General features: G+C 56.3%; 33 protein-coding genes. All 33 read left to right on the top strand.

The window, feature by feature from the left end; translation table 11 throughout:
• Positions 1-167 precede the first annotated feature (167 nt).
• The 33 genes from ACESY8_RS00850 to ACESY8_RS00690 all read left to right on the top strand — a co-directional run bounded on the left by ACESY8_RS00850 (position 168) and on the right by ACESY8_RS00690 (position 23,654).
• On the top strand, positions 168-1,415 hold the full coding sequence (locus ACESY8_RS00850) for a hypothetical protein (protein ID WP_498794428.1): 1,248 nt from the start codon (positions 168-170) through the stop codon (positions 1,413-1,415).
• A 3-nt stretch (positions 1,416-1,418) separates the two neighbouring features.
• Complete coding sequence (locus ACESY8_RS00845; protein ID WP_498794426.1) at positions 1,419-2,456, top strand: hypothetical protein; 1,038 nt, start codon at positions 1,419-1,421, stop codon at positions 2,454-2,456.
• A 176-nt stretch (positions 2,457-2,632) separates the two neighbouring features.
• Entirely contained in the window at positions 2,633-2,965 is a 333-nt protein-coding gene (locus tag ACESY8_RS00840) for a hypothetical protein (RefSeq protein WP_498794424.1), read from the top strand.
• A gap of 8 nt (positions 2,966-2,973) precedes the next feature.
• Entirely contained in the window at positions 2,974-3,810 is an 837-nt protein-coding gene (locus tag ACESY8_RS00835) for a DNA adenine methylase (RefSeq protein WP_498794422.1), read from the top strand.
• Positions 3,794-4,219 carry a hypothetical protein gene (locus ACESY8_RS00830; RefSeq protein WP_498794420.1) on the top strand — a complete coding sequence of 142 codons (426 nt, stop codon included), beginning with the start codon at positions 3,794-3,796 and terminating at the stop codon, positions 4,217-4,219. The genes ACESY8_RS00835 and ACESY8_RS00830 overlap by 17 nt, the downstream gene beginning before the upstream one ends.
• Positions 4,220-4,232: 13 nt before the next feature.
• Complete coding sequence (locus tag ACESY8_RS00825) at positions 4,233-4,775, top strand: hypothetical protein (protein ID WP_498794418.1); 543 nt, start codon at positions 4,233-4,235, stop codon at positions 4,773-4,775.
• The gene (locus ACESY8_RS00820) at positions 4,768-5,187 is read left to right on the top strand and encodes a hypothetical protein (RefSeq protein ID WP_498794416.1); all 420 of its coding nucleotides are present in this window, start codon (positions 4,768-4,770) and stop codon (positions 5,185-5,187) included. The genes ACESY8_RS00825 and ACESY8_RS00820 overlap by 8 nt, the downstream gene beginning before the upstream one ends.
• A 10-nt stretch (positions 5,188-5,197) precedes the next feature.
• Positions 5,198-5,935, top strand: a complete 738-nt coding sequence (locus ACESY8_RS00815; RefSeq protein ID WP_498794414.1) for a DUF3849 domain-containing protein — start codon at positions 5,198-5,200, stop codon at positions 5,933-5,935.
• 23 nt (positions 5,936-5,958) lie between these two features.
• Entirely contained in the window at positions 5,959-6,507 is a 549-nt protein-coding gene (locus ACESY8_RS00810) for a YodL domain-containing protein (protein ID WP_498794413.1), read from the top strand.
• A 54-nt stretch (positions 6,508-6,561) separates the two neighbouring features.
• Positions 6,562-6,957 (top strand): SpoVG family protein, encoded by a 396-nt coding sequence (locus ACESY8_RS00805; protein ID WP_006874021.1) that lies wholly within the window; start codon positions 6,562-6,564, stop codon positions 6,955-6,957.
• Positions 6,958-7,009: 52 nt separating this feature from the next.
• Positions 7,010-7,273 carry a DUF6133 family protein gene (locus ACESY8_RS00800; RefSeq protein WP_498794410.1) on the top strand — a complete coding sequence of 88 codons (264 nt, stop codon included), beginning with the start codon at positions 7,010-7,012 and terminating at the stop codon, positions 7,271-7,273.
• 6 nt (positions 7,274-7,279) lie between these two features.
• Positions 7,280-7,699 carry a prepilin peptidase gene (locus ACESY8_RS00795; RefSeq protein ID WP_498794408.1) on the top strand — a complete coding sequence of 140 codons (420 nt, stop codon included), beginning with the start codon at positions 7,280-7,282 and terminating at the stop codon, positions 7,697-7,699.
• 5 nt (positions 7,700-7,704) lie between these two features.
• Complete coding sequence (locus tag ACESY8_RS00790; protein ID WP_498794406.1) at positions 7,705-7,833, top strand: hypothetical protein; 129 nt, start codon at positions 7,705-7,707, stop codon at positions 7,831-7,833.
• 47 nt (positions 7,834-7,880) lie between these two features.
• A complete protein-coding gene (gene cpaB, locus ACESY8_RS00785) occupies positions 7,881-8,726 on the top strand; it encodes a Flp pilus assembly protein CpaB (protein ID WP_498794404.1) in 846 nt (281 codons plus the stop codon).
• Entirely contained in the window at positions 8,726-9,541 is an 816-nt protein-coding gene (locus ACESY8_RS00780) for a CpaE/TadZ family protein (protein ID WP_498794402.1), read from the top strand. Before cpaB ends, ACESY8_RS00780 begins: the two co-directional genes overlap by 1 nt.
• A 260-nt stretch (positions 9,542-9,801) precedes the next feature.
• On the top strand, positions 9,802-11,328 hold the full coding sequence (locus ACESY8_RS00775) for an ATPase, T2SS/T4P/T4SS family (protein WP_498794400.1): 1,527 nt from the start codon (positions 9,802-9,804) through the stop codon (positions 11,326-11,328).
• On the top strand, positions 11,325-12,254 hold the full coding sequence (locus tag ACESY8_RS00770; RefSeq protein WP_498794398.1) for a type II secretion system F family protein: 930 nt from the start codon (positions 11,325-11,327) through the stop codon (positions 12,252-12,254). The genes ACESY8_RS00775 and ACESY8_RS00770 overlap by 4 nt, the downstream gene beginning before the upstream one ends.
• The gene (locus tag ACESY8_RS00765) at positions 12,251-12,571 is read left to right on the top strand and encodes a hypothetical protein (RefSeq protein WP_498794396.1); all 321 of its coding nucleotides are present in this window, start codon (positions 12,251-12,253) and stop codon (positions 12,569-12,571) included. Before ACESY8_RS00770 ends, ACESY8_RS00765 begins: the two co-directional genes overlap by 4 nt.
• A 100-nt stretch (positions 12,572-12,671) precedes the next feature.
• A complete protein-coding gene (locus tag ACESY8_RS00760) occupies positions 12,672-13,544 on the top strand; it encodes a type II secretion system F family protein (protein ID WP_498794394.1) in 873 nt (290 codons plus the stop codon).
• A gap of 15 nt (positions 13,545-13,559) precedes the next feature.
• On the top strand, positions 13,560-13,880 hold the full coding sequence (locus ACESY8_RS00755; RefSeq protein WP_007492876.1) for a hypothetical protein: 321 nt from the start codon (positions 13,560-13,562) through the stop codon (positions 13,878-13,880).
• On the top strand, positions 13,877-14,272 hold the full coding sequence (locus ACESY8_RS00750) for a DUF4320 family protein (protein WP_498794451.1): 396 nt from the start codon (positions 13,877-13,879) through the stop codon (positions 14,270-14,272). Before ACESY8_RS00755 ends, ACESY8_RS00750 begins: the two co-directional genes overlap by 4 nt.
• The gene (locus tag ACESY8_RS00745) at positions 14,269-14,814 is read left to right on the top strand and encodes a TadE/TadG family type IV pilus assembly protein (protein ID WP_419515691.1); all 546 of its coding nucleotides are present in this window, start codon (positions 14,269-14,271) and stop codon (positions 14,812-14,814) included. Before ACESY8_RS00750 ends, ACESY8_RS00745 begins: the two co-directional genes overlap by 4 nt.
• Positions 14,815-15,010: 196 nt before the next feature.
• On the top strand, positions 15,011-15,568 hold the full coding sequence (locus ACESY8_RS00740) for a DUF6550 family protein (protein ID WP_498794392.1): 558 nt from the start codon (positions 15,011-15,013) through the stop codon (positions 15,566-15,568).
• Between the two features lie 67 nt (positions 15,569-15,635).
• Complete coding sequence (locus ACESY8_RS00735; RefSeq protein WP_498794390.1) at positions 15,636-17,333, top strand: DUF8193 domain-containing protein; 1,698 nt, start codon at positions 15,636-15,638, stop codon at positions 17,331-17,333.
• Between the two features lie 15 nt (positions 17,334-17,348).
• A complete protein-coding gene (locus ACESY8_RS00730) occupies positions 17,349-17,660 on the top strand; it encodes a hypothetical protein (RefSeq protein WP_498794388.1) in 312 nt (103 codons plus the stop codon).
• Between the two features lie 131 nt (positions 17,661-17,791).
• The gene (locus ACESY8_RS00725) at positions 17,792-18,133 is read left to right on the top strand and encodes a DUF3852 domain-containing protein (RefSeq protein WP_006874004.1); all 342 of its coding nucleotides are present in this window, start codon (positions 17,792-17,794) and stop codon (positions 18,131-18,133) included.
• Between the two features lie 34 nt (positions 18,134-18,167).
• Positions 18,168-18,632, top strand: coding sequence for a hypothetical protein (locus tag ACESY8_RS00720; RefSeq protein WP_498794385.1), 465 nt, complete (start codon positions 18,168-18,170; stop codon positions 18,630-18,632).
• A 44-nt stretch (positions 18,633-18,676) separates the two neighbouring features.
• Positions 18,677-19,222 carry a DUF4259 domain-containing protein gene (locus ACESY8_RS00715; RefSeq protein WP_039997420.1) on the top strand — a complete coding sequence of 182 codons (546 nt, stop codon included), beginning with the start codon at positions 18,677-18,679 and terminating at the stop codon, positions 19,220-19,222.
• 17 nt (positions 19,223-19,239) lie between these two features.
• On the top strand, positions 19,240-19,668 hold the full coding sequence (locus ACESY8_RS00710) for a hypothetical protein (RefSeq protein ID WP_006876413.1): 429 nt from the start codon (positions 19,240-19,242) through the stop codon (positions 19,666-19,668).
• 119 nt (positions 19,669-19,787) lie between these two features.
• Positions 19,788-20,693: a conjugal transfer protein TrbL family protein gene (locus ACESY8_RS00705; RefSeq protein ID WP_498794382.1), complete on the top strand. Its 906-nt coding sequence runs from the start codon at positions 19,788-19,790 to the stop codon at positions 20,691-20,693.
• A complete protein-coding gene (locus ACESY8_RS00700) occupies positions 20,690-21,079 on the top strand; it encodes a DUF7768 domain-containing protein (RefSeq protein WP_117546615.1) in 390 nt (129 codons plus the stop codon). The genes ACESY8_RS00705 and ACESY8_RS00700 overlap by 4 nt, the downstream gene beginning before the upstream one ends.
• Positions 21,079-22,914, top strand: a complete 1,836-nt coding sequence (locus ACESY8_RS00695; protein WP_498794380.1) for a DNA cytosine methyltransferase — start codon at positions 21,079-21,081, stop codon at positions 22,912-22,914. Before ACESY8_RS00700 ends, ACESY8_RS00695 begins: the two co-directional genes overlap by 1 nt.
• Positions 22,915-23,045: 131 nt before the next feature.
• A complete protein-coding gene (locus ACESY8_RS00690) occupies positions 23,046-23,654 on the top strand; it encodes a hypothetical protein (RefSeq protein ID WP_498794378.1) in 609 nt (202 codons plus the stop codon).
• Positions 23,655-23,721 lie beyond the last annotated feature (67 nt).

The following is a 23,721-nucleotide window of genomic DNA, read 5'->3' as shown; positions in this document are numbered from 1 at the left end:
GTGCTCTGTGGGAAAGGATGGCGAAGTATACTGCCGCTCCGTGGATTTTGCGAATATTTCTCGGAAAAGAGACTTGGAATCCATATTGGAAACTGTGAACGAAGTTCACTCAGACATGGAACCGCCCGAGGCTCCTGAGCAAGAGTCTACACAGGGAGGGATTACTCTTGGATAAGACAATTTTCGAGGTGGAGATCAGCAACAGCGGACCTAAATCTTATGAGACGGCCACGGTAATGAAAATGCCAGCATCCTTTGCGGAGTTCAGCGACGCACTCCAAAAGGCGAGAATCAAAGACGGTAGCTTCTGCAAAAATGAGCTAACCTGCATCCATTACAATGGCCTCACGCATGCCATGATTGGGTGGAATGCTAATCTATACGACCTAAACCTGTTTGCTCAGCGATTGGCCTCACTGACAGAGGATCAGAAAAAAGGGATGGATGCTCTTTTGAAAATCAAGCAGAATCACCGCGTCGCTCCCATTCCGCTGAACCAATTGATTAACCTGACCTACAATACCGATATCTGCTGTTTTGCGCCCCGAGTTTCCAATCATGAAGAACTGGGGGCGTTTTTATACGCAAATGAAATGCTCTCAAATGAGGCTATGGCTCTGCTTGACACCACAGAGGAGGGCAGCGGCTTTCGGGAAAGACTGCTGGAACTGCTGGGAGAACAGCATCAGGAGGATCATGGCGGCGTGTTCACCGACTTCGGCTATGCGGAACTGGGTGGAGAAATCAAGGACATCTATGTGTGCCAGTCCAATGAAACGGCTTGCTTCCATCGCTCCGATGCTCCGGTGGTGCTGGAGGTGCGTAAGGGATTTTTCAATGACCCAAGCTATGATAACGACAAAACCGCAGTGCTGAATCTTCCCGCAGCGGATGCCGGTATATGGAGAGCGGTGGAAAAAGTAGATGCCGCCTCAGTGGATGAATGTGCATTCCGCTGTGTGGATTGCCTGATCCCCTTCCTGCGGGATGCTATCAACAACGCTATCGACGATGAGGATGGCATTGAACAGGCCGACGAATTTGCCAAGCGGTTGGCTCAAATAGAACGGGAGTGGCCCGAATCGGATATGGTCAAGTATAAGGCGCTTTTATCCGTGGTTGACCACCCCAGTCTGCAGGACGCCACACGGTTGATGGGCGAGATTGACCAGTACGAACTCCGTCCCGAGGTAGCGCAGACCTGGGGCTATGCGGAGGTGATGTTCCGTGAGAAGTATTCTGCTTTACCAGAGGAGCTGTTCCAGACCCCGCAGGCGGCCCAGATCGGCCAGAAGATGCTGGATGACCGGCTGGGGGTTATCACAGAGTATGGTCTGATCCGCAGAAAGGACGGCCAGCCTCTCCCGGTATTTCAGCCGGAACAGGAAATAGGACAAGGACTGGAGATGATGTGAGCGATGTCAGATCAAAACGCCGCCCTCTTTGACAAGATGGACGGCTTCTATGTTACAAAATCGGAGCATGACTGGCTGGAGCGGCGCTTTTCCAATATGACAGAGAAAGAAAAGATCCTGTTCCAAGGGGCGATGGAGTTGGAGAAGCCCCAAGAGATCGGCCATGTGATGCGGATTGCGTCCCAACTGGACTGTTACGACCTCTTCTATGGCGCGGGAGACGAGGCCGCGCTTGGAAAATTTGTCATGGAGAGCATAGAGTGTTCCTCGGATGCCGCCCGTCCATTCCTGAATGCGGAGCATTTGGGGACCGCCTACCACCAGTCGCAGAATGGAGCCTTTTGTAACGGTCACTATGTGCGGAACATCAAACTGGCAGATCCCTTCGTAGAGGAAGATCCCACCCTCCAGCCGGTCGCCGGTGACTATGCCATACGAGTTAAACTGGCCAGCCGGAGCAATATGGAGGGGATTTGGGTTGGCTTCCCGGATTCCGGCGAGTATATCGACTCAAACCATCCGGACGAACTCCTGCTGGGGCTGGACTCGCTGCAGGCAGAGAGCCTCAGCGAGTGCATCGCACTGGAGGTGGACTGCTGCCTGCCCCAGCTGACGGGTATTCTCGACCAGTACGACTCAGCCAGCGAACTGGTTCGCCATGCCATTGACTTCGGTTATGTTTGGGCGGAACAGGGTCAGGGGGCACCCCACTGGTTGGACAAATGGCAGGCGGTGCTGGAGCTGGAGGACTGCCACCGGCTGGATTTGGCTCTGGATCTCGCCCAGAATCTCCAGCACTATGAGTTCTTCCCCCGCGGCATGGACTTGGCCGCATACGGGCGGGAACTTGCGGTCCGAAACGGCGTGATCCCGCCCAGCAGACTGATAACAGACGCCTTTGACGGGGCTGCCTACGCAGAGGCCAATATGGGTCAATATGGCCTCTCGACCACCGACCACGGCTATGTAGCCTGGAACGGCGGAGAGCGCCGGTATGAGTATAGCCAGCCTGAGCACCACAGTCCCGCTCTGTCAATATAGCCGATCTATTGCCAAGTCACAAAAACCGCATCTGTCCGCTGCGGGAGCTGGGGGTGATTCGATGAAGTAAAAACAGGATATAGAATATGACACAAGGGGCCGTTTTCCGAAGGGGGAAAACGGCCCCTTCTTTTTTATGCCCTTTTTCGGAAAACAGGACCGGAAAGGAGGCATTCATGGAGAAAGAACGGCTGGCGGAATATCTGGAGCAGTACCACATGGGAACTCTCAACGCCGCCACCAGTCGGGAGTTGGAACTGACCTTCGGCATCAAAGGGATTCAGGTTCGACACATGGTCAATGCCCTGCGGCGGGACGGCGTCCCCATCGCCAGCAACGGGAGTGGCTACTTCTATGCCGCCACGGACCAGGAGGTGCGGGCCACCATCGCCCATCTGACCAGGCGGATCAGCGGAATCGCGGCCGCCATCCGGGGACTGGATCGGACTCTGGAGCGAGAGGATACCGCACAGACCCGCCTGCCGCTGGATGGGGGTGATACGCCCTGAACAGTTTCATGTCCTGGATTGGGGGCAAGAAAGCCCTGCGGGAGTTGATCGTCCGGCTGTTCCCCCTCTACTATGAGCGGTACATTGAGGTGTTCGGCGGCGGGGGCTGGGTACTGTTCCACAAGCCTCCCGGCAACGACTTTGAGGTCTACAATGACTTCAACGGCCTGTTGGTCAACCTGTACCGCTGTGTGCGGGACAAACCGGAGGAGCTGATGGAGGCTCTGCGGTATGTACTCAACGCACGGGAGGACTTTGACCGCATCCGCTCCGCCTTGGCGCGGGACAGCCCCGCCAGCGATGTCCAACGGGCGGCATGGTTCTATCAGCTCATCCGCTACAGCTACGCCTCCGGGCTGACCAGTTTTGGCAGCCAGCCCCACGATATGCGGAGCAACTTTCCGCTCATCGAGCAGGCCCACCGGAGGCTTGCCAAGGTGGTTATTGAGAACAAGGACTTTGAAAAACTGCTCCGTCAATATGACCGGCCAGTGAGCTTTTTCTATCTCGACCCGCCCTACCATGCCACCGAGGGGTATTACCAGAACATTGGTGAAGACGGTTTCACCGAAGCCGACCACATCCGCCTGCGGGACGCCCTGATGCGGATCGAGGGCAAATTCCTGCTCTCCTACAACGACGACGCCTTTGTCCGCGGGCTGTACGACAGGCCAGGCATCTACCTCATGGAAACCACCCGTATCAACAACATCAAGCAGAGGTACGACAATGGGGCTCAGTTCCCGGAACTGCTTATCGCCAACTATGACCTGCGGGAGCGGAGCCGGGCGATTCCCTCTCAAATGACGCTGTTTGACTGGAACGGGGGTGAGGCAATTGGATGAACAGCTCTCTGAACTGGAAAAGCTCCAGCAGGCGGCTCAGCTGATTGAGGAAATGAGTCAGGGCCGCCTTCAGGTCTGCCCCAGCGTAGTGGGTCAGGTCTATATCCGCCCGCAACACGATTCCAACTTGGGAATGGATATGCGGATCGACAGCATCCCCGGCCAGCCGCATTACCGAATCACCTTTACTGCGCAGCTCCGCCGGATGGGGACGGATATGGTTGCGGACGATCTTCGGGCACTGCTGTCCGAGGTTGGCCAGACCTATGCGCTGATGGCCGCCCTTGAAGCAAGGCGCTATACGCCGACAGGAGAAGATCTGACAGCCTTCCGGGACGGGCTGGCTACCCAACAAGGACAGGAATGGCCGGGAGCATCCAATCCAGCCCGTTCTACAATTTCAATGTAATAAGGAGAAGATGATGAAATTCAACAAACAGATAAACAATGGTACTCTTTTGATTCCCGGCGGGGCGTTCAAGATCAGTGGCTTTGAGGGCGGAGAAAAGGTCGAGATCCACACGCTGGACAGCGCGGTGGTCATTCTGAAAAAGCAAATGACCACCATGGAACTGATCCAGGCGATGGATGCCCTGCACCGGCTGGCCACGGAGCTCACCGTCCATCTGGCCAGAGTCTGTGGCACCTGTGATGACTGCGAGGATGGCTGCCCATTCGATGATCTGGAGGACGGCATGCTGGAACTGCCAGACTACCTGCGGGAAGAAGCCGGCATCCCTGCCGGGGCCAAGCTCTGCGTCTATGTGGATGACGAAGAAAAGACCGTCACCATTGCCGAGGCCGGATATGACCATGACCTGCGGGATGTGCCTCCCTACCTGCTGGAGATGCTGGGTGAAGCCGGAATCTGCCTGGGCGAGCTGGAGGAACAGCTGATGGTGGGGAATCTCATCTACGGAGAACGCACCGCATGCAATGGGCAGGAGGAACACGGCGATGAGTAAGATCCATACAACGGTTCGGGTCGGTGTAGACGGGTCTCTGACCCTGCCTGCATTTTTCATGCGCGGAATGGGCTATGAGCCGGGGGAAGAAGTTCCCATCACCACCCCAGCGAACCAGTACATCTGCGACTGTGACGCAAACAGCCTCCTGGTGACCAGAGCCTGTGACGACGCTGAGTGTACCGGATACACCAGCAGCGGTATGGAACTCAATCTGCCCGCCGCACTGTTATCCGAGGCATCTATCCCCGTGGGAGAAGAAGTCGCGGTTCTGGCCGCGGATGGAGCGCTCATCATCGTCCCCTCAACGGAGGAACTGCGGGAGCTTTCGGTGGAGCTTTGCTGCCTGCTCAATGAGCTGGGCATCAGCCCGCTGACAATCCCCCCAGCGGGCAAATGGCGCCTGCCGTAAAGGAGGCAAGATGGAACAGGATATCTACCTCTATCCCGGCTCACAGTCAGAGGCCCACAGACTTGGAGAAGCTGCGCTCTGGGATGCAAGTTTCCACGCCAATGTATCCTGTGCGCGGGACATCGAAGCCGTCATCCGCGTCTATGGCGACGGCCGCAGCGCATTAAAGCCGGAAGCATCCCAAATGGTGCTGAAACGGTGGGGCTTCAAGCGGACCAATTTCGTCCTGGCCAACACGATAGAAAGGCTGGGGCCTTACAAGGAGCAGCTCAGCGCGGAAAACCAGGAATGGCAAAAGAAAGTCTATGTCCCACCCGATGATGCCCATAACCGTTATTTTGAAGTGGACACCGCCCTGGCGTATCTGGACGCATTTATCAGTCAAGTGAGGGAGGCATACGGCAAGCTGGAACTATTTGGGCCGGAGCACTGCGAACCCAACTCCTATGAATCTCTGGACTATGAGGGCCGGGTGTTGGTGCTCAGTCCAGACACCCTCAAGGAGTCCTGCTGGACGCCCCAGAACCAGCTCTGGCTGGTCCATGATGGCTTTGGATGCAGGCCCAATGCCATCGGCCGTTCCATCCGCTGTACCTGCCTGGGCGATGGAGAGCAGACCAGATGGAACCGCACAGATTTCACCGGCGTTCTGAAAGAGGAATTCCTCCCCGGCTGGGCCAGAGAGAAACTGGAGGAGCTTCAGCTTCAAGGGCAGAACGCGGGTATGGGAGGGATGGACATGACTTAACCGCAGAAAGGAGATGTGCCGCCATGCGAAGTGTGGAAATGAAAAACCGATGTCTGCTCTACTATGGAAATCCAGTGGGCTACAGGACAGAACAGGGAGTGGTGGCGGACTCTATGTTCCGCCGTGAGGAGTTGGAGGACTGGCTGGCAAAAAAGGGTCTGGCCGTCCAGTGGACGGATGGCGTCTATGACCGCCTGTCCAGCGGCGGATACCATGCGGCGGACAGCAGCCAAACCCTGAAATCCTGCCGCATCTGGCAACTCGGGCCAACGGCTCCCCTCACCATGCGCTTTATTGGCTTGGACCGTATGAGCGGCGAATATGGTGGGCCGGATCTTGCCCGTTACCAGGTGGTGTTTGACGGCGCTGTCAGCACCAACAGCCTGGATGGAATCTGGGAGGTGTTCTGCCGCAGGCCCCTGGGCAACGACGGACAGCCGCTGGCCATCTCAGACCTCATCGAGCTCTACGACGATTCCGGCAGTGAGTTCTACTATGTGGACCGCACATCCATCGTTCCGGTCCAGTTGGAGACCCCGGAGCAGGAACCGGGCATGAACATGACCTTGTGACCCCAGAGCGGCAGGGCCGCTCATTTTTTATATTCAGAAAAGGAGGAACACACCATGGCAAAAGCGCAGACCACAAGTGAAAATCCCCAGGGAGAGGTTTCCCAGCAGGATACTCCCGTCCTTCCCATGCAGTATGATGTCCGTATCCACTCTATCCAGTTTGACGGTCCCTGCCGGGCCACCGCATCGCTGAACATCAACGGCTGTTTTGCCGTCCGGGGCGTCAAGCTCATGGAGGGCAGCAATGGGCTGTTTGTATCCATGCCCGGCCAGATCAACAGCAAGGGTGAAATCAAGGACATCTGTTTTCCGTACACACGGGAGGCACGCGCCGAACTGGAATCGGCTGTCGTGACCGCCTACCAGCAGGCACTGACGCAGGGGATGAACCGCTCTCCCCAGTCCGCGCCGGACCCCACGGCACAGCAGGCTCAGAAGATGGGTATGTGACCCAGTGACCACACAACAATCAACAATTTTAAATTTTGAGGAGGAACTCTCTATGAAGAAGATGTTCAACAAGATGTCCAACACCGTGAAGACCATGACCTGCAAGGCCCACTGCGCCATGACCTGCGCCCGTACCCACCTGTCCGCCCCTCTCTGCAACACTCGCGGCGAGGGCTACATCGACACCGCCATCAAGATCCTGATTGCCGTGGTGCTGGGCGCCCTGCTCCTGGCTGGCCTCTACACTCTGTTCGGGGACACCGTCCTGCCCACCGTGACCGAGCGTGTAGAGGAAATGTTTGACTACAAGGGCTGATACCCGGTGCGGGCACTCTTGTTCCTCACGGCACTGACTGCCGCCTCCGCGGTGGACTGCCGTGAGCGCACGATTCCTGATTTTCTCTGCCTTTTAACCGCTGCGGCGGGGCTGATCTCCTTCAGCCCCGCCCAGTTTTTTGGAGTGCTGGCGGCTCTGCCCTTGCTGATTGCCGCCTTGATCCGGCCGGAGTGCATGGGCGGCGGCGACATCAAACTCACTGCTGCGGCCGGCTTCGTGCTGGGCTTTTGGCGGGGGATCTGGGGGATGGCGCTGGGTCTGCTGCTGGCGGTGCTGTATTTCTGTGCCGCCATGCTATTTCAAAAATTCATTCATCATCCGCTACCCGCAATGACACGGGCGGCGCTGCCGCTGGGACCGTTTTTATCCATCGGCTTTGCCGCACTATACTGTTTTGGAGGTTGACTGCTATGAAGAAGTTCCATGTAACGAGAAAGACTGTGCTCACCATCGTTGGCGTGACCCTGCCCCTGACGGTGGCCGCCATTCTTCTGCCCCGGCTGAAGCGGAGCAGAAGGGCCAGATCGGTCCGGGCGTAATGCCCGGACTTTCCGGCCCAACATGAAATCAAGGAGGAAATGCCAGTATGAGTTTTTTGAAAAATCGCACCGTGGTCGGTGTAATCTGCATCCTGCTCTCCCTGCTGATCTGCTTCGGTCTGACCCCGCTGTTCAACCAGAGTGTCAGCCAGAAGGCCGAAATTGTGCGTGTGGTTCAGCCCATCCGGGTCGGGGATGAGATCACCGAGAGCATGGTCCAGACCGTGGAGGTGGGCGGCTATAATCTCCCAGAGGATGTCCTGCGGCAGAAAGAGAGCGCTGTGGGTAAATACGCTACTGCGGATCTGGCTGTGGGCGACTATATCATCCCTTCCAAACTCTCAGACGCCCCAGCAGCGGAAAACGCCTACCTGTACAGCCTGGACGGGAGCCAGCAGGCCATCTCCGTGTCCATCAAAAGTTTTGCGGAGGGACTCTCCGGCAAGCTGCAGAGCGGCGATATCGTGTCGGTGATCGCCCCGGACTACAAGCAGCAGGGGCAGACTGTTGTCCCCGCTGAGCTGCAGTATGTGGAGATCATCAGCGTCACCGCCTCCTCCGGCTATGACGCCAACACCGGTGAGCCTGTGGACGAGGAGGACGACAAGGAACTGCCCGATACCGTCACCCTGCTGGTATCTCCGGAGCAGGCCAAGGTGCTGGCCGAGCTGGAGGCCGAAGGCACCATCCATCTGGCGCTGGTCTACCGGGGCGACCGGGAGAATGCCGACAAGTTTCTGACCGCTCAGGACGAAATCATTCTGGAGCTGTATCCCCCGGAACCTGATCCCGAGGAGGAGACACAGGAGAATCCCGCAGAGTCCGAACTTGCCGCTGATCCCAGCGAAACCGCAGAAACGGAGGCGCCCGCGAAACCCGAGGAGGTGGCCTGATGCTGAACTTCAAGAAAGCGGGTATTTTTTCCCGAGGAAGTGGCCAGGAGGACGCCTGTGAGCAGGAGGACCAGAGCGGCGGGGTGCTGGCGGTGTGGGGCAGCCCCGGCAGCGGCAAGACCACCGTGGCCGTGCGGCTGGCCAAGTATCTGGCCGACAAGCGCCGGAATGTGATCCTCCTTCTCTGCGACATGACAGCCCCAATGCTTCCCTGTATCTGCCCGGCGGCAGATCTGGAGTGCGAGCGTTCCCTCGGGAGCGTGTTGGCCGCCGCCCATGTGTCGGAGAATCTGGTCAAGAACAACCTGGTCACCCACAAACGCCTGGGTTACCTCACCATGCTGGGGATGCTCAAGGGAGAGAATGAGTACACCTACCCGCCTTACAACGAGGTGCAGGCGCGGGAGCTCATCGACTGCCTGCGGGAGATCGCTCCCTATGTGGTCATTGACTGCGGCAGTTACATCGCCAACGACATCCTCTCCGCTGTGGCGCTCATGGAGGCAGATTCCGTCCTGCGGCTGGCCAACGCCGACCTCAAGAGCATCAGCTACCTGTCCAGCCAACTTCCCCTCCTGCGGGATGCCAAATGGGACGCGGACAAGCAGTACAAGACCGCCAGCAATGTAAAGCCCCAGCAGGCCGGGGATCACATGAGTCAGGCGCTGGGGACAGTGGCCTTCACGCTGCCCCATTCGGCGGAACTGGAGGGACAGTATCTGGCCGGCAACCTGCTGGCGGACCTATCCATGAAGGACAGCCGGGTATTCCGCAAGGAGATCGAGAAGATTGCCAGGGAGGTGTTTGGGTGTTAGGCGAGAAGCGAAGTCAGTCCCTGTTCGCTCCCAAAGCGTCTGCGGAGAAACCCACTGCGACGCATATCACGACAGGTCCGGACGGGCGGAAGAAAGAACTCCCCCTCTATTTCGGCCCGGACTGCCCGGTAAGCGGCAATATGGGTCAGAATCAGCATGAAGCCGGCGTTGGAGAACCCCAGCCCGCGGATGAGCCGCTGCGTCACACCCCAGCTGATGATGGGACAGGGGTTGAACCTGAGCCCACAGATAGCGTGGATATGGCGGAGGATCTCCCCAGGCGGTCCCTGAATACAGAGTCGGCAGGCGGCTACCGGGCGCATTCTCTCTTCTTCTCCCCGGAGAATGAAGGGCAGGACTTCAACACCGTCCTGCAGGATGTGCAGGAATATATCTCTGGCAAGTATTCCGCCCTCATCACCGAGGGCGGCGATGAAGACGCCAAGGCCCAGATCAAACGGTACATCACCAAATATGTGCAGGACCGGCGCATCGCGGTCAAAGGCTATTCCGGCGACCAGCTGGTGGACGCTCTCTACACGGAGATGGCCGAGTTCGGTCTGCTCACCAAGTACATCTTCGGGACCGGCATCGAGGAGATCAATGTGAACTCCTGGCGGGACATCGAGGTGCTGTACGCCAACGGTGAAACGGTCAAGCTGGAGGAACACTTCGACAGCCCCGAACACGCTGTCAATGTGATCCGCCGCATGCTCCATGTCAGCGGCATGGTGCTGGACAACGCCAGCCCCGCCGTTCTGGGTCACCTCTCGAAAAACATCCGCATCGCGGTCCTCAAGACCCCTCTGGTGGACGAGGATGTGGGCGTCACCGCCTCCATCCGTATCGTCAACCCGCAGAATATGCAGAAGGAGGACTTCGTGAAGGGCGGCACGGCCACCGGCCCCATGCTGGACTTTCTGGCCGCCTGCCTGCGGTACGGCGTTTCCGTCTGTGTGGCCGGGGCTACCGGCTCCGGCAAGACTACGGTGGCAGGCTGGCTCCTGACCACCATCCCGGACAACAAGCGTATTTTCACCATCGAGAACGGCTCCCGTGAGCTGGACCTGGTGCGGGAGAAAGATGGCCGGGTGTGCAACAGCGTCATCCACACCATCACCCGTGAGAGCGAGAACGCCAAGCAGAATATCGATCAGGATATGCTGCTGGACATGGCCCTGCGGTACCACCCCGACATCATCTGTGTGGGCGAGATGCGGTCTGCGGAGGCGTATGCCGCACAGGAGGCCGCCCGTACTGGCCACGGCGTGTTGACCACCATTCATTCCAACTCATCCCAGGCTACATGGCGGCGTATGGTCACCCTCTGCAAGCGTAAGCACGAGATGGCCGACGATACCCTCATGGATCTGGTCACCGAGGCATTCCCCATCGTGGTGTTCGCCAAGCAGCTGGAGGATAAGAGCCGTAAAATCATGGAGATCATGGAGTGTGAGATCCTGCCCACTGGGGAGCGCCGGTACAACACCCTTTATCACTTCAAAATCGAAGAAAACCGGTTGGAGGACGGCAAATACCGTATTAAGGGCCGCCACGAGGCGGTCAACCCCATCTCGGAAAGCCTGCAGAAGCGGTTCATCGACAATGGTATGCCGCAGGAGGTGCTGGCCCAACTCGTGGGCAAAAAGTCCGCTCCCTCTAAGGGTAAGTCAGGCTCCAGTCCGGCAAAGGCAGGACAGGCAACGCCCGCTCCGAAGACCAGGAGCGCACAGTCCAAGCCGCCTGCCAAACCTGAAACCGGCAAGGAAGGAGGCGAATCTGTATGAATCTGATCCAGTTGATTGCCTGTATAGGGCTGATCACAGGTTGTTTTGTCCTTTTACGCATCTCCCCTATGGACTTCACTGAAGGGGTGTTCCGCAGAATCACCAGTAAGCCCAAAAGCATCCGGTCGGAGGTTAATGAGAGTACACGGCGCAAAAAGAAATCCTTTCTGCGCCGGGAAATCGAGGAGACACAGACCATTCTGCGGATGACTGGCCGGGCCGCCAAGTTTCCCATGATGTGCGCCCTGTCCCTGCTTCTTTTTCTGGTAGGGGCCACCTTCGCCCTGACGCTGGGCAACCTCTTCCTGGTGCCGGTGCTGGCGGTGGGCATGATGTTCGTGCCGTTTTGGTTTATCCGTCTGACCGCAAATCACTACAAAAAGAACATCGCCGCTGAACTGGAAACCGCCCTCTCTATCATCACCACAGCTTATCTCCGCAATGAGGACATCCAGACGGCAGTGGAGGAAAACATTGACTATCTCAACCCACCCGTCCGGAGTGTGTTTGTGGAGTTTCTCACCCGGATCAAGCTGGTGGACCCCGATGTGGACGCCGCCCTCCAGGACATGGGGACGAAGATCGACAACGCCGTGTTTCGGGAGTGGGTGGCCGCTCTGCTGACCTGCCGACACGACCGGGGGCTCAAGACCATCCTGACTCCCATCGTGGCTAAACTCTCCGATATGCGGATCGTCAACGGTGAGCTGGAGAATCTGGTGTTTGAGCCCCGCAAGGAGTTTATCACCATGCAGGTGCTGGTCATCGGCAATATCCCGCTGTTGTACTGGCTCAATCAGGACTGGTACGATGTTCTGATGCACACCCCGCTGGGGCAGGCGCTGTTGGCAGCCATTGCCGCTGTGATGTTCATCAGCACCGCAGCGGTCATCAAGCTGACCCAGCCCATTGAGTATCGGAGGTGATCCTCATCAGTAACCAGGAAAAGGGATATTTTATTACCGCAACGATCAACCATGGTTCCTATATTCCGGAGGCCCTCCATGTAGAACGCATCGATGACATGGCGCTCTATGATGGAGATTTTGAAGCAGCAAAGGCAACGGAGCAGGATGGGGTCCGGCTCATCTATGGAATGGACGGCATTCCGGACGGTATCTATATTGACACCCCGGAAAACCGGGAACTCATCCGAAAGGGTTTGGGACTGTATCCTGACTATCGAAACTGGCGGGATGACTTTGATCCGTCATTTGTTGCGGAGTTAGATGTGATGAAATAATGCCATAGAAAGAGTGCCTTGTAATACAGCATAAGAAGAAAAGCAGAGCCGGTACACATCTAACCGGCTCTGTTTTTATGTGGAGGTGAACAAAACAACCATGACTTTCCTTCTGTTTTTATTTGGCATATTCCTTGCACTGGGTATGTTTCTTTTGATGGCCGATCTGCTCAGACTCCCCCGTCTGGCCACCCAGCGTGCCATGCTCTCGGTGGGCCGCCAGGAGAAGAAGCAGGCCCGCAGTGTGGAGGCCCTGCTCATGGGCTGGGCGATCAAGCTGGCCCCACACATCCATATGGATGAGTATAAGCGGGGCCGTCTGAAAAATACGCTGGCCGCTGCTGGGCTGAACATGACACCGGAGGAGTACACCGCCTTTGCCATGGTCAAGACCGGTGTAGTGCTACTGGCGGTGATTCCGTGCCTGTTGATTTTCCCAATGTTGGCGCTGATAGTTGTTCTTCTGGCGGTGGCGGTTTATTTCAAAGAGATTCGCAGGGCGGAGGAAAAACTCTCTGCCAAGAGGGACGAGATTGAGGCGGAACTGCCCCGGTTCGTGGCCACCATCACCCAAGAACTGGCCGCCAGCCGGGATGTGTTGAGCATGATCGAGCATTACAAGCAGAACTCCGGTCCTGTTTTCTCCGCTGAACTGGATGTCCTCACTGCGGATATGCGTTCCGGCTCCTATGAGGCGGCGCTGACCCGCTTTGAGGCCAGGTTTAATTCGCCCCTCCTTTCGGACATTGTCCGCGGACTCATCGGCGTGCTGCGAGGCGACAACGGAGTCCACTACTTTCAGATGCTCAGCCACGATATGAAGCAGTTGGAACTCCAGCGGCTCAAGGCAAAGGCCATGAAGATCCCGCCTAAGATCCGTGTATTCTCCTTTGTCCTGCTCATGTGCTTCCTGGTGACCTATCTGGCCATCATCATCTATGAAATCATCCACTCCCTGGACGGGATGTTTTAAGAGAGGAGGCGCCAAATGGACTATATGCAAGACTCGTTGAAGAAGCAGCCACTTACCGTTCAAGATTTTATCGCCGCTCATCCAGGGGAAGCATTTCACCTGATGACCCCTGGCGGATATGTGGATCTGACTGTGGCACAGGCGGCTGAACTGCTGACAGGACAAAGCATGTCCGGCCATCCGGGATGCCCAGGATACGACCGGGAGATGCCTGCGGAAGAACTTCTCCCCCAGGTAATCGCAAACTGCAATTACCATGAGGGAGCGTGGTATATCATCAGTGATCATTCCGAATTGGAACAAAGTAATGTCGGGATGGAGGTGACCATGTGCTGAAACAGATTTTGAGATCCCGACGCGGAGAGGGATACATCGATGTGTGCGTCCTGGTGCTCTGCGCCATGCTGGTGATTGCGCTGGCAGTGCAGGTCCTCCCAGCCTTTATTGCCAAACAGCAGCTCGATACCTTTGCAACTGAACTGGTGCGGGAGGCGGAAATCGCCGGCAGGGTCGGATCGGAGACTGACCGCCGGGAACAGGCCCTGCGGGAGCAGACCGGCCTGGACCCGGAGATTGAATGGAGCGATACCGGCCACATTCAGCTCAACGAGGAGGTTTCGGTCACTCTCACCTATGAGATCGACCTCGGCCTTTTTGCTGGCTTTGGCAGTTTTCCCATCACTCTGTGGGCAGATGCCACAGGAAAGTCGGAGGTGTACTGGAAATGAACAGACTCCGGCAGATTTTGAAAGACCAGCGCGGCGTGGCCTTTCCCCTGATCATTGCCATTGTGCTGGTGCTGGTGATGCTGATGTGCTGCATCAGCGAGTATTTCCGCCTGCTCATCGTGGCCCAGGGTGTCCGGGATGCGGTACAGGAGGCCGTGATCTCCACCGTCAACGACAACTATGACGATGTGTACCATGGAGTCCGGGAGGGCTACTCCGGCGCCTACCAGCCGCTTTCCGGGGATTTTGAGGAATCTCTGGACTACGGTGACATCTATGGACGGCTGGACGATATTCTTGGGCTGACCTACCGGGGCGGCTACCATACCCAGTACACAGACGATGGAGATATGGAGTTCCGGGTCTGGGGCCTTGACGTGGAGATCCGCAACGCGCCGTTCGCCTCTGGCGACAGCGCCGGCGACCGTTTTCTTGCGGACTGTGAGATTGAGCTGGAGGTTCCGGTGTCCTTTGGCGGGGAGCTTCTCCCGCCCATGCGGATGACAGTGCAGGTCAGTGCTGGCTATACCCCTCGGTTTTAACACAGTTTTCAAAAAGTTTTCTATTGTTCTAATAGACTTCTTCCCATGCATGTGGTAGGGTTCGTGTTGACAAAGGCTGGGCGGTATAGGAAAATGAAAGCAAAAGATATCGGATACCAATTATTTTAACCGCCTGGAGCTATGTGCAGGCAGGCCCAAGAAAGTATCACCAACAGAAAAAGGAGGAATCCAGACGATGAAGAACAACACCAAGAAATGGCTGACCGTGGCCGGATGTCTTGTGGTCTGTGCGATCCTGGTCGCTGTGATCGCGAGCAGCTTCAGCAAAGACAAGGTCACCGATGACCCGCTCCCGCCCAGCAGCTCCCAGCAGGGCGATGTAGTGGTGGACCCGGACAGCAGTACCCCGCCTCCCGCAGAATCCGGGGATGACCAGGAGCCGGGAGATGATGTGAACGTTAACCCGGAAACCCCGGATGCCAGTACCAACACCGATGATGGAAACGGCGCGGATTTTACCGGCACAGAGCAGACCATTCAGCCGGACCCGGTCAAACCGGAATATACAGAGGATGAACTGAAGGACCCCACCAAGACGCCGGATGGGACTCCGGTCGAGGGTACCCCTGAACCGCAGGATCACAACAATGTGACGCCTCCCCCTGAACAGCCCTCCACCAACACCAGTGGCGGCCTGCCTGGTTTCGACAATGTCCCCAATGCGGGAGAAAATCAGGTGACTGAAGGCCACAGCGATGGAGATATTAATATGCAGGTTGGTATAATGGGATAAAATAGCATCGCATCGACGAAAAGCACAGCTTCGGCTGTGCTTTTTATTATGCGGGAAAGGAGAACAAGTGAAACGACTCTTTAACCTGTTTCTGGCCATCACACTGATATTTTCCTTTACTTGTGTACAAGTCTATGCTACAGATGGAACCGGCGGGTCTGGTAATATTGATGGTGGTGGCGGGAACATGGGAGACGCCACCAGCCATGGTAGTTGGAATCCTGGAAATGAAGGCGTTCGGGTGACCATCGTGCGTTCCAGCGACCACGCTGTAGTGTCAGCGCCCATTGATTTGACAAATAAGCCGCCTGCATCATCTATTTATCACTTTGGAAAAGTGAGTAAGATTCAATACAACGGAGGAACAGCCCTATCGCCGGTACAAGGTGGATATGCTTGTATTGTCCCACCACAAACGATTCCTCGTGTTATAAGCACGAATGGAAGAAATAACATCGAGGCTATCAAAAAGTATTTCTGCTCTGAGTTCTTGGTACAGCTTGTTGCAAATCATACCGGCATGGATTATGACACACTCATTGGTGGTGAGTACAAAATTCTGCTGGAACCCATCGCCTACTATAAATTCGAGGGCGTCATGATCGCCACAACAGCGACAGAGGCCGCCCTCTATGACGAGGTGGTTGGAGGCCAGCTCCGCTATTGGATGGGATCGCTGACCGCTAAAAACCTCCCGCTGTCCATGTTCCTGGAAACACCGGATTTGGGCTACCCCGCCTGGTCTGGTCCCACCAATAAGAATGTGTCCAACTCGGACATCAAGTCTTCTTTGGGCCTTGGCATCGTCCGCTTTGAGGAGCAGCCGGAGGAGCCGGAAATCAGCGCCTATGACTATGAATACCGGACCAATACCGAGGTCATCACGGCAGTAGAGGTCAGCGGGGGCCAGAGCGATCCGGATAATCCAGTCACTGTACGGTTCCATATTGATGGGACGACCTATACGGTCAGCAATGTCTACTACCCGGACGGAGATTCCCAATTGGCCTGGGTACGCTGGACTACGCCGGACGAGCCGCAGGACATGACTATCGATGTGGATGTATCCGGCCCAGGATCGGCGCAGGCCACCATCCACTGCAAGATCGTGGATCTGGACGAGAACCCGCCACCCAATCCAGTAGCAGATGACCGGAACGATTCCTTCACGCCCTCCCCGGTTCCAGACCGGCCAGAGAAGGCATCCGCGCAGTGGACCATTTGGGACCCATGGTGGCAGGAGTATTGGGTGTGGCACGGCGATGATGAGGATGGATACTGGTGCGACCACGGCTGGTGGGAATTTGATCTGGACCGCTACAGTGCCAGCCTTTCCGCCGACATGGAAATTACCCCAGATGAGAAGAACCCCACCGCCAGCGGCAACAGCATGAAGTCCGGCTATGGCGTAAATCAGGTCGTCACCGCCAGGGTGAGCAGTTCCCAGAGATCGGCCACGACTGCCCTGCAGAACGCAGTCAGCTACTTCCCGGAATTTAACTATGAGTCGTTCTGGAGGCTACTGGACCGCATCTCTATCAGTTCCTCGTCCTCCCGGCTGGAGTTCCAGAAGAACGAGTATAGCACCTATAACCGACGTACCCATTTCACTCCTATCTGGTACCCGGATGGCTCCTATACGGTCAACACCTGGGTCATTGACTGCTGGACCCCGGCAGGGATGCTCTCGGTCAACCTCACCGATTCACTGAATATCCGGGGCAATCTATGGGACGATTGGCATATCGCTCCGCTTGATCTATAGGTGGGAGGTGAAGCCATGGGATACATCCGACTGGATGAGCAGCCTGGCGAGGTCTACCACTACACGCACCGAAAGAATCTGGACAGCATCCTGCGGGATGGCCGAATCAGGCGTATGGGCGATAGGGAGTGCTGGTTTTGCGCCTCTTTGGAGGATACCCTGACGCTCATGCGGGCCACCGTCATGATGGAGGGGAAGCCCTACTATAAGGTGGGCGGCAGTATGTACTCTGTCTTCTGTAGGTTAGCAAAGGAAGCGTTTGAAGAAATAATCCGGGCTCAGTTCCTGGAAACACAGGAACTGAGTGGACCTGTGCTCACGATGTAAGCATTCACAGTAACAAAATCAGAAAAGAAACGGGCCGTGGGAAAGTGCCTCGCGGCCTGTTCGGGATAGATCATCCATCCGCGGGAACACCCCTGCGGCTTTCTTTTTTCAGCAAAGAAAGGTGGTATTTGATGATGAAAACGAAAAAGATGCTCTGTGCGGTCGTAATGGTAATGATGCTGGCCATCATGTTTACGGTACCCGCATTTGCGGCAGGAACCGGGGATGTGGCTGGTGCCATTGAAGGCACTTGGACGGACGCATCCGCCCAGATCAAAACGGTTGTCAATAATGTGGTCTTTCCCGTGATTGACCTTGTTCTGGCTGTGTTCTTCTTCGCCAAATTGGGCATGGCGTATTTTGACTATAGAAAGCACGGCCAGTTCGAATGGACTGCGCCGGCCATCCTGTTTGCCTGCCTTATCTTCACCCTGACGGCTCCCACCTATGTCTGGACGATCCTGGGAATGTAAAGAATTATTCTGAGAATACAGGAGGAAGGAAGCAATGGAATATCCAATTCCAAATCCATCCGGAAATAAAATGCTTTCATTGGTTAACGAGCTGTACCAGCGGTCTACCGGGATGTGCAGAGCAGGTGCAGGTCCATACGGCATCGGGGTAAGCGTGGTAGAAGATACTCCCATTGATGTGTTTTTCACCTTTGATCCAGATCCGGTTCTGAATTGTAAAATACTGCCGGAGGAAATCCCTGAGTACACTGTCGGCGTGATTGGCTCCTGGAGCGGAGAGCGCAAATATCTTTCGCGGGAGGAGGTGGAGCAGCTTCTCTCTGCCTCGGCCCCGAAGACCAGAATATTGGCGGAAATGCTCCGGTACTTTGAAGGAAAGACCTGGATCGTGAGCTGCGCAGATTGTCAGGAAGCGTTCGGGATTCTGGCGGATGCGGAAATGCGCGAGGCATTTGGGCTGGGTGAGCAGGAGCAGATTGGACCGAAACTGGAAATGTAGGACAAGAATGATGAGGTGTAAGCCGGAAATGGGAGACGGTTTCTATGGGCTGTTGGGGAATCACCGCACTGGAGTCCGACGATGGACTGGATGCGGTTGGATGTGTCCGGTACAATTTACCGGCAGATGGACAACTGGACCTGGGAGAAATGCTTGAACGATTAAAGAAAGACCGATGGAATGCCCCCTGTGATGTAAAGCTGGGGTGTGCGCATACCAGCCCTATGGCACTGGCTGAGATCATTGTAAAGTATCTTGACGGTGATCCCGGCAGTTTGGACTATGATGAGGAGTGGGCGGCCGAGGACAACAAGTTCCGGTCCATCACCTCGTTTACAGCATCAAGGGCTTCTCTCCGGGAACTCCGGGATTACCTTGCGGACACTTTGAAATACGCCAGGATCAGAGCGGAGCGGCAGATCAAAGCCGGCGAGCTGCCCGGCGGCTGGTTTGATCCGAAGGATTGGGACGGATGGCAGAAACACATGGAGGGCCTTATTCACCGGCTGGATGGCGTTCTGGCCTTGGAAGGCAGTACGCTGGAGTTAGCTCATCCACTGGCGCCGACTGTCCCGGAATTAACCATGTAGGGAGGGAAAGAAGAAAATTGAATCCATTTGGACAGGAGTTGAGGAAAATCCTCACTCAGTGCAAAACCAGCGGCGTTGTGTCTTATGCGGGCAGATCCGCCTATATCCAGCTTGACCCGGATTTGCGGGCCAGGCTGGAGTTTGTTTCTCTGAACATTGCCAGCCAGTACAATGCCCTCAAGCTGACGATCCTGAACCGGACCGAGGGCGCGGTGGATGTGAATATCCTACGCTTTGGCGATTTACTGGGAAAGAAAAAAGTGAGCAATCCCAACTTCTCGGATGGTATCTTACCACACCTCTGGGACGATTATGGGAAGGTAGACTGGTATGTTTACCAGCCTACTCAGGCGGATTACAGGCTGCTGGCGGGTACGGTGGACGAATATCTGCAGGTGTTCCAGCGTCAGGAGGAGGCGCAAGAACACAGCCCGCAAATGTGCTAAGAAAATAGGAAGCGAATACAAGCAGGGGCCGTGCCCAGTCACGGCCCCTGTGCCTTTGAGCAGGAGTATGCGTCCAATGCTGGCACGGTCCCCCTTACGCAAAGGGGTGAAACCACCAGATGTTTATATTGGACTTTTTCCTTGGCGGGCTGATGGATCAGTTTATCGACTGGGTCTACAGCCAGCTTGTTGGTTTCTTTGGCAACTTTTTTGCCGAGATGGGGAACATGGGCGTCGAGCTCTTTGAGATGAGCTGGGTACAGTCCATTGTTCTCTTTTTTTCTTATCTGGCCTGGACGCTGTATGTCGTCGGGCTGGTGGTGGCCGTGTTCGAGGTCGGAATCGAATACCAGACCGGACGGGCCAGCATCAAGGACGCGGCTATCAGCGCCGTCAAGGGCTTTATGGCCGTGGGGTGCTTTACCCTGGTGCCGGTGGAACTTTATAAACTCTCCGTCACGCTGCAGGCCAGCCTGACCTCTGGAATTACCGGGTATGGCGAGAGCTTTGATGCCCTTTCCACTGATATCATCAACTCCCTGCAGGGCGTGGATATCGGGGACGCGGCCTCCTCCGGCGTATTCGGCGGGATCGGCAGCATCACCAGCCCCATCATGGTCATTTTTATTATCATCATGATGGGGTACGCCGTCATCAAGTGCTTTTTCTCCAACCTCAAGCGCGGAGGAATCTTACTCATCCAGATAGCTGTGGGTTCCCTGTATATGTTCTCGGTGCCCCGCGGCTATATGGACGGTTTTGTGCAGTGGTGCAAGCAGATCATCGGTCTGTGTCTGACCACCTTCCTGCAGGCCACCATCCTTACAGCGGGACTGCTGGTGCTGAAGGATCATGCGCTGCTGGGCCTTGGCCTGATGCTGTCGGCCGGTGAAGTGCCCCGCATCTGCGGCGCCTTTGGGCTGGATACCTCGACACGCGCCAACATCATGTCCGCCGTCTATGCAGCACAGTCAGCGGTCAACACCACCCGCACCGTGGTACAGGCAGTGGGGGCGGCGAAATGAGCAGAGAAAAACTGATTTACATCGCCTCTCCCTATGCAGGAGATATTGAGGCAAACACCGCGTTTGCGAAAAAAGCGTGCCGGTATGCCATCCATCAGGGGCATACGCCCATCGCCGTCCACCTGCTCTACCCACAGATGTTGGATGACGCTGAGCCAACAGAACGGGAAATTGGACTGCGGCTGGGACACCGGGTGCTGGAAGTCTGCGATGAACTGTGGCTCTGCGGCGGCAGGGTCAGTTCCGGCATGGCCCGTGAGATTGAGGAGGCCCAACGGCTCGGCATCCCCATCCGACAGATTGGGGAGCTGGAAATCAAGCAGGAGGCTCTGCCCGCTGAGATGGAGCAAAGCGAAGCTCCAGGGCAGAGCATGGGTATGGCATAATGCCCACGCTGGGCAGCCTGTTCGATGGAATCGGAGGGTTCCCCCTCGCGGCGGTCCGCAACGGCATCGAGCCGGTGTGGGCCAGCGAGATCGAAGCCTTCCCCATCGAAGTGACAAGAAAGAGGTTCCCCTCCATGCTCCATGTCGGGGACATCACGAAACTGAATGGCGCCGAACTTCCCCCGGTAGACATTATCACAGGAGGCAGCCCTTGTCAGGATCTCAGCGTGGCGGGGGCCAGAGCCGGTCTTGCCGGAGAGCGTTCCGGCCTGTTTATGGAGCAGATCCGCGTTGTAAAAGAAATGAGGGATGCAGATGAGCGGCGCGACAGAACAGCTCACACTGTTCGACCTCGATATATGTGCTGGGAGAATGTACCAGGAGCATTCAGTTCAGCGGGCGGCGAAGATTTCCGCATCGTCCTCGAGGAGATTGTCCGAATTAAAGACGGCTCCTGTTCAGTGCCTCGACCTGACTCCGGGCGCTGGGAATCTGCTGGGGCAATCATTCTGGGAAATCAATTCAGCCTGGCTTGGAGAGTCATGGATGCTCAATTCTGGGGTGTCGCCCAGCGAAGAAAGAGAATCTTCCTTGTCGCAGATTTTGCAGGACGAAGTGCCATCCAAATATTATTTGAGCAGGACCGCCTGCCTGGGTATCCTGCGCCGGGCGGAGGTCCGGGGCAAGGAACTCCCGCCTCAGCTCCGGGAAGCCCTGCTTCTCCAGGCAGGGCCGGCCCCATCGGGTTTGACGGATACAACGGAGATCTGACGGGAGAAAAGGCGGCCACCCTTGGCGTCAACTGCGGAATGTCCACCGGACGGAACGGCGTGATCACCGCCTTTGCTACCAACCAGCGGGACGAGGTGCGGGATCTGCATGATGTGGCCGCAGCGTTGACTGCCCAGCCTGGGATGAAGCAACAGACCTTCGTGGCCGGAATCACGGCTAAAGGCAACGGTGACTGCTTTCTCTCTGAGGAGCGTCACACCTCGCTGAGTGGAGGCGGCGGTATGCCTGGACAGGGGTATCCCGCCATTTTTACAGCCGGTTTTTCTGCTGGACAAGGCTCGGCGGCTGGTGGGATTGGTTTTCAGACAGAATGTTCCCCCACATTGAAAGCTTCGGAGAGTGGCTCCAACATGGTTCCCTCCATCCTGTGCCTTAATGACCAGGGCGGCAGCGTCATGGCCTGCAGCGAAGATGTTGCCGGGACACTCCGGGCACAGGAACATGGTCACCAGCCACTGATCGTGGATAAGAGATCAGATGAGATGATGCCTGCTCTATATGAGAACCATGGAATTGACGCACGCTACACCGGTCCCCACACTGTTGCCCCGACCATGTCGGCCAGGTATGGGACTGGCGGCAACAATGTGCCGTTAATCGCACAAGGGTCTGAGCCATGCCAAGAGTCTTCTCACGCTATATTCAGCAGGCAGCGGGTGGATGTCTTCCGAGAAGATGCAGTGGCCAGCACCCAAAGCGCCCGCCAGCATAAGGATGCGACAGATCTGGTGATGGATGTGGCAGGGTTAGACTGCAGAAATGGCCGGGAGAATGGCGATCTGTGCGGTACACTTCAACAGGGTACCACCGGAAGTTCCCTCAACTCTATCCACCCAGTCCGGACTGGACGGCTCATCCGCCGCCTGACCCCACTGGAATGTGAACGGCTTCAAGGCTTTCCTGACCATTGGACTGAACTGCCAGACGCTTCCGACTCGGCCCGCTACAAGGCGCTGGGTAACTCCGTGGCGATCCCCTGCGTGGACTTTGTCCTGCGCGGGATCGCTTATTTTTTAAGGTGGAAAGAAGAAAACCATCCATAGATTTTAACAGCTAACAAGGGGTTGTTGCTTGTGCTTCATTTCCGGGAGAATTGTTGTTGGTCTTGGTAATGGCTATTGTCCATGACTTTCGGTATACTTGGCCTTGCAAATCAGGAAAGGAGCACAACGCAATGGAAAATCTGAAAAATCTATGCGGACAAATCCCAGAATCACTGCACAGGCGTGTGCTGGAGGATAAGGGGCCTGACATCACCAACGGTGAATATCTGACCAGGGTGCTGACGGAATACTTCGCCCGACTCGACGGGCAGACCGGGAACCGCACTCTGGGCTGCCAGATCTCTGAGGAACTGCACCAGCGGCTGGAACAATATCTGAATACCCATTGGAAAGACGGCAAAAAGCTCTCGCAAAAGGCGTTTGTTCTGGGGCTGATTGAAGATGAACTGGCCAGATGGAACACGGGTGAGGTCACGGAACTCCGCAGGGACATGAGCAGCGGAGGGAAAGGTCGCCCCATCGCTTACGGGATATCCGCCGAACTGTTCCAGCGCATCGAACAGTATCTTGAGGCACATAAGGGCCTCAGTAAGAAAGGGTTTGTGGCTGGGCTGATCCTGCGGGAACTGGATGCACAGGAAGAGCCGAATCCAGATGACAGCCCAGACAACCTTCCCCATACCCCCGAGAGAGTGGAAGATATAGGCACCTCGGCTGATATACCCGCGGAACCGGAAGAAACCACCGAAGACTCTCTGAGCGAAGACGGAGCAGAATGACGAGACGAGGGAGGCCCACACAGGGCCTCCCTTCTAATTTTTCCTTTTTCATGCGGAGGTGATTGTA

It is taken from the genome of Clostridium sp. ATCC BAA-442 (assembly GCF_964239415.1).
GTDB classification, from domain to species: Bacteria; Bacillota; Clostridia; order Oscillospirales; family Oscillospiraceae; genus Flavonifractor; species Flavonifractor plautii.
The sequence above is the reverse complement of the archived record's forward strand: the minus strand, read 5'-3'. Positions and strand labels throughout refer to the sequence as shown.